The organism is Castellaniella sp., from assembly GCF_034007085.1.
Lineage (GTDB): Bacteria > Pseudomonadota > Gammaproteobacteria > Burkholderiales > Burkholderiaceae_B > Castellaniella.
This window is the reverse complement of record NZ_JAVERO010000139.1, coordinates 1-5090: the sequence shown is the minus strand read 5'-3', so window position 1 is coordinate 5090 and position 5090 is coordinate 1. Positions and strand designations below refer to the sequence as shown.

At 60.5% G+C, this 5090-nt stretch carries 6 protein-coding genes, 1 tRNA gene and 2 pseudogenes; all 9 read left to right on the top strand.

The annotated features are described in order from the left end of the window. Positions 1-125 (top strand): annotated as a pseudogene (locus RBR29_RS10365) (elongation factor Tu); the annotation flags it as partial. A gap of 89 nt (positions 126-214) precedes the next feature. Further along, a tRNA-Trp gene (locus RBR29_RS10360) sits at positions 215-290 on the top strand. Between the two features lie 40 nt (positions 291-330). Then, entirely contained in the window at positions 331-711 is a 381-nt protein-coding gene (secE, locus tag RBR29_RS10355; protein WP_320349067.1) for a preprotein translocase subunit SecE, read from the top strand. A gap of 14 nt (positions 712-725) precedes the next feature. Next, the gene (nusG, locus tag RBR29_RS10350; protein WP_320349065.1) at positions 726-1259 is read left to right on the top strand and encodes a transcription termination/antitermination protein NusG; all 534 of its coding nucleotides are present in this window, start codon (positions 726-728) and stop codon (positions 1257-1259) included. 137 nt (positions 1260-1396) lie between these two features. Then, on the top strand, positions 1397-1831 hold the full coding sequence (gene rplK, locus RBR29_RS10345; protein WP_320349063.1) for a 50S ribosomal protein L11: 435 nt from the start codon (positions 1397-1399) through the stop codon (positions 1829-1831). A gap of 2 nt (positions 1832-1833) precedes the next feature. After that, positions 1834-2529, top strand: a complete 696-nt coding sequence (rplA, locus tag RBR29_RS10340) for a 50S ribosomal protein L1 (protein WP_320349062.1) — start codon at positions 1834-1836, stop codon at positions 2527-2529. 223 nt (positions 2530-2752) lie between these two features. Continuing rightward, entirely contained in the window at positions 2753-3277 is a 525-nt protein-coding gene (rplJ, locus tag RBR29_RS10335) for a 50S ribosomal protein L10 (protein WP_320349061.1), read from the top strand. 75 nt (positions 3278-3352) lie between these two features. After that, positions 3353-3733 (top strand): 50S ribosomal protein L7/L12, encoded by a 381-nt coding sequence (gene rplL, locus RBR29_RS10330; RefSeq protein WP_320349060.1) that lies wholly within the window; start codon positions 3353-3355, stop codon positions 3731-3733. A gap of 205 nt (positions 3734-3938) precedes the next feature. Beyond that, a pseudogene (gene rpoB, locus RBR29_RS10325) lies at positions 3939-5090 on the top strand (DNA-directed RNA polymerase subunit beta); the annotation flags it as partial.

Below are 5090 nucleotides of genomic sequence, written 5' to 3'. Positions count from 1 at the left end.
GTGACAACGTGTCGATGACGGTGAGCCTGATTGCGCCGATCGCCATGGAAGAAGGCCTGCGCTTTGCCATTCGCGAAGGCGGTCGCACCGTGGGCGCCGGCGTCGTCGCCAAAATCATCAAGTAATTCTGTAGTACAATGGTGGGCTGGTCAGGCCGCCCACCGATGTTTTTCAGAAAACGGGGGTGCGGCAGCACCACCGTTTTTCGAGGTTTAGGGGTATAGCTCAATTGGCAGAGCGTCGGTCTCCAAAACCGAAGGTTGAGGGTTCGATTCCTTCTGCCCCTGCCACCGATCTCATTGCCGCAGCAGCGGTGTCGAACACCCGTATATGTCTCACCAGAACGTAGAAACCGTCAGCCGTGCCGCCGAACGCATCAAGCTCGGCCTGGCCGTGCTTGTGATCGTTGCGGGTATCGTGGCGTATTCGGTCCTTGTGGACCAGCCTGGCTATGTGCGTGTGGGTGTCTTCGTCGCAGGCCTGATTCTGGCTGCGGTCATCGTCTGGTTCAGTGACACGGGTCGGCGGACCTTCGCCTTCGGTCGCGAAGCATACAGCGAAACACGTCGAGTCGTCTGGCCCACGCGCCAGGAAACCACGCGCATGACAGCGGTTGTATTCGCTTTCGTGCTGGCCATGGGCGCTCTGCTGTGGATCGCCGACAAGCTGCTGGGCTGGATCATCTACGGCCTGCTGCTGGGCTGGAACTAAGGAACGAAAACCGCATGAGCAAGCGCTGGTACGTCGTCCATGTCTATTCGGGCATGGAAAAAAGCGTCCACAAGGCCCTGGTCGAACGCATCGAACGCGCCGGCCTGCAGGACGCATTCGGCCGCATTCTCGTGCCCTCCGAGGAAGTCGTCGAAATCAAGGACGGTCGCAAGTCGATTACCGAGCGCCGTATTTTCCCGGGCTATGTCCTGGTCGAAATGGATCTCACCGACGAAACCTGGCACCTGGTGAAAAGCACCAATCGCGTCACCGGATTTCTCGGTGGTTCCGGCAATCGTCCGGCTCCCATCTCCGAAAAGGAAGTCGAAAAGATCCTTTCCCAAATGGAAGAAGGCGTCGAAAAACCACGCCCCAAGGTTCTTTTCGAAATTGGCGAGACCGTGCGCGTCAAGGAAGGCCCGTTCGCGGACTTCAATGGCAACGTCGAGGAAGTCAACTACGAAAAAAGCAAGGTCCGTGTGTCGGTCACGATCTTTGGTCGTGCCACGCCGGTCGAGCTGGATTTCGCTCAGGTCGAAAAAGTCTGATTTTTTACCGCCAGGACATGTTCCGGCAAAATTTCCCGCTGTCCGGGGATGATGCGCTGGGGTGTGGCGTGGCGAATTTTCAACCCGGGGAGCCGGTCTCATCGAGGATCGGCGCATGAACCCGACAGGAGCATTGCATGGCGAAGAAAATCGTCGGCTTCATCAAGCTGCAAGTGCCAGCTGGTAAGGCCAATCCCTCTCCCCCGATCGGTCCGGCGCTGGGTCAGCGCGGTCTGAACATCATGGAATTCTGCAAGGCGTTCAACGCCAAGACCCAGGGCATGGAACCCGGGCTGCCGATTCCCGTGGTGATCACGGCCTTTGCCGACAAGAGCTTCACGTTCATCATGAAGACTCCGCCGGCCACGATCCTGATCAAGAAGGCCGCGAGCATCCAGAAAGGCTCCGCAACCCCCAATTCAGCCAAGGTCGGCACGCTGACGCGTGCCCAGGCCGAGGAAATCGCCAAGACCAAGCAGCCCGACCTGACGGCGGCCGATCTGGACGCCGCCGTGCGCACCATTGCTGGCAGCGCCCGCAGCATGGGCATCGATGTGGAAGGAGTCGTCTGATCATGGCCAAGCTGAGCAAACGCGCTGCCGCCATTGCAGCCAAGATCGATCGCACCAAGCTGTATCCGGTGGCCGAGGCCATTGCCCTGGTCAAGGAAACTGCGACGGCCAAGTTCGATGAGTCCATCGACGTTGCCGTGCAACTGGGCATCGACCCCAAGAAATCCGACCAGCTGGTCCGTGGCTCCGTGGTGCTGCCGGCCGGTACCGGCAAGACCGTGCGTGTCGCCGTGTTCGCCCAGGGCGAAAAGGCCGATGCCGCCAAGGCCGCCGGTGCGGACATCGTTGGTCTGGATGATCTGGCTGCCAGCATCAAGGCCGGCAACATCGACTTCGACGTGGTCATCGCTTCGCCCGACACGATGCGTGTCGTCGGCGCCCTGGGCCAGGTCCTGGGTCCCCGTGGCTTGATGCCGAACCCCAAGGTCGGCACGGTGACGCCGGACGTCGCGACTGCCGTCAAGAACGCCAAGGCTGGTCAAGTGCAGTACCGCACCGACAAGGCGGGGATCATCCATGCGACCATCGGCCGCGCGTCTTTCGATGTCGAAAAGCTGCAAACCAATCTGGCTGCGCTGATCGATGCCCTGAACAAGGCCCGTCCTGCGGCGGCCAAGGGCATTTATCTGCGCAAGGTTGCCGTGTCCTCCACCATGGGTGGCGGCGCGCGCATCGAATTGTCGTCGCTGGCTGCGTAAGGCCGGCCAAAAGAACTTTGGGCCGTGCCCGTTCTCCGGAACGGGTGCTGCTGTCAAAGACCGCTGGAGCCGATCGCCTTGGCGTGAGGCTTAATCCCGGGCCGTATTGCCGGATCCAGCGTAGACGGCGCCCAGGAAGAATTCATTCATGAACTCGACCAGGTGCGCCGCATTCGGTTGATGTCGGGGGGGTCTCCGGCATCGTTAGATGGAGTGTTCAACCATGAGTCTCAATCGCCAAGAAAAGGCGGTGGTCATCGAGGAAGTCGCAGCCGAGATCGGCCGTGCCCAATCGATCGTCATCGCCGAGTATCGTGGTCTGGACGTCGCCTCCGCAACCGTATTGCGCAAGACTGCGCGTGAATCGGGCGTGTACCTGCGCGTGTTGAAGAACACGCTGGTGCGTCGCGCACTGGTCGGCACCCCCTTCGAGGGTTTGTCCGCCCAGCTGACCGGTCCGCTGATCTACGGGATCAGCGCTGATCCGGTGGCGGCCGCCAAGGTCCTGTCCGATTTCGCGAAAAGCAATGACAAGCTGGTCATCACAGGCGGGGCCCTGCCCAACAGCCTGTTGAACCCGGATGGCATCAAGGCCCTGGCCACCATGCCGTCCCGCGAGGAATTGCTGTCGAAGCTGCTGGGCACCATGCAGGCGCCCATCGCTCAGTTTGTGCGTACGCTCAACGAAGTGCCCACGAAGTTCGTGCGCGGCCTGGCGGCCGTCCGCGACCAGAAGCAGGCTGCGTAAGCAGGCTGCCGGCATTTCTTCGTTGCTGGAAGCGACAACCAAACCTGGCTTATTCAATTATCTGGAGTTCTGAAAATGGCAACTAAAGCTGAAATCCTGGACGCGATCGCCGCCATGAGCGTGCTCGAACTGTCCGAGCTGATCAAGGAAATGGAAGAAAAGTTCGGCGTGTCCGCTGCTGCGGCCGCTGTCGCCGTGGCGGCTGCCCCGGCTGCCGGTGGCGCTGCCGCCGCTGCTGAAGAGCAGTCCGAATTCACGGTCGTCCTGGCCGAAGTCGGCGCCAACAAGGTCAACGTCATCAAGGCGGTTCGTGAAATCACCGGCCTGGGCCTGAAGGAAGCCAAGGACCTGGTCGATGGCGCACCGAAGCCCATCAAGGAAGGCGCGGACAAGGCGACTGCCGAAGACGCGAAGAAAAAGCTGGAAGAAGCCGGCGCCAAGGTCGAACTCAAGTAAGACCGCATTGCCGCGCCCGGGAAGCCCGGGGAAGCGCCGAACCCCTGTTTCAGGTCTGTTCGCCGCTTTCCAAAGCCTCCCGGGCTTTTGCGTTTCCAGAAAACCCGTGCTCGACGTCCTGCTGCGTCACGCGGAGCCGGGTTTTCTGGAGCCGTAAACCATGGCCGTGGTTGACGGCCTAAGCAACCCTCGAGTCGGAGTGCTCATGCCTTATTCGTACACCGAAAAGAAGCGCATACGCAAAAGCTTCGCCAAGCGCGAGGACGTCCAGGACGTTCCCTACCTGTTGGCGACGCAGCTGCAATCGTTCAAGACCTTCCTGCAATCGGACGTGCCCCCCGCCAAGCGCAAGGAAGAAGGACTGCAGGCAGCCTTCAATTCGATATTTCCCATCGTCAGCCACAATCAGATGGCGCGGTTGGAATTCGTCAGCTACGTGCTGGGCACTCCCGTGTTCGACGTCAAGGAATGCCAGCAACGGGGCCTGACCTACGCGTCCCCGCTGCGCGCCAAGGTGCGCCTGGTGCTGATGGACCGCGAAGTCAGCAAGCCCACCGTCAAGGAAGTCAAGGAACAGGAAGTCTACATGGGCGAGATTCCGCTCATGACGGATACCGGTTCTTTCGTCATCAACGGCACGGAACGCGTCATCGTGTCCCAGCTGCACCGTTCGCCCGGCGTGTTCTTCGAACATGACCGCGGCAAGACCCACAGCTCGGGCAAATTGCTGTTCTCCGCGCGCGTGATTCCCTACCGTGGTTCGTGGCTGGATTTCGAATTCGATCCCAAGGACATCCTGTTCTTCCGCATCGACCGCCGTCGCAAGATGCCGGTGACGATCCTGCTGAAGGCCATCGGCATGACGCCGGAAGCCATCCTGGCCTATTTCTCGAACTTCGATCATATCGCGCTGCACCAGGAAGGCGGCATGCTCGAATTCGTGCCCGAACGCTGGAAGGGCGAGGTCGCACGTTTCGACATTACCGACAAAAAAGGCAATGTCATCGTCGAAAAGGACAAGCGCATCAATGCCAAGCATCTGCGCGACCTGACCGCAGCCAAGGTCAGCCACATTTCGGTGCCCGAGGATTTCCTGCTGGGCCGCGTGCTGGCCAAGAATGTCGTCAGCCCGGATACCGGTGAAGTCCTGGCGCAGGCCAATGACGAGATCACCGAATCCCTGCTGGCGGAATTCCGCACGGCGGGCATCCGTGACATCGAAACGCTCTACATCAACGAACTGAACGAAGGCGCCTATATTTCCCAGACGCTGCGTACGGACGATACCGCCGACCAGATGGCCGCGCGGGTGGCCATCTACCGCATGATGCGTCCCGGCGAACCGCCCACCGAGGAA

Excerpts from the sequence above, each read along its gene's own strand:
- rplJ (WP_320349061.1), top strand. The coding sequence starts at position 2,753 with ATGAGTCTCAATCGCCAAGAAAAGGCGGTGGTCATCGAGGAAGTCGCA.
- secE (WP_320349067.1), top strand. The coding sequence starts at position 331 with ATGTCTCACCAGAACGTAGAAACCGTCAGCCGTGCCGCCGAACGCATC.
- rplK (WP_320349063.1), top strand. The coding sequence starts at position 1,397 with ATGGCGAAGAAAATCGTCGGCTTCATCAAGCTGCAAGTGCCAGCTGGT.
- nusG (WP_320349065.1), top strand. The coding sequence starts at position 726 with ATGAGCAAGCGCTGGTACGTCGTCCATGTCTATTCGGGCATGGAAAAA.
- rplA (WP_320349062.1), top strand. The coding sequence starts at position 1,834 with ATGGCCAAGCTGAGCAAACGCGCTGCCGCCATTGCAGCCAAGATCGAT.
- rplL (WP_320349060.1), top strand. The coding sequence starts at position 3,353 with ATGGCAACTAAAGCTGAAATCCTGGACGCGATCGCCGCCATGAGCGTG.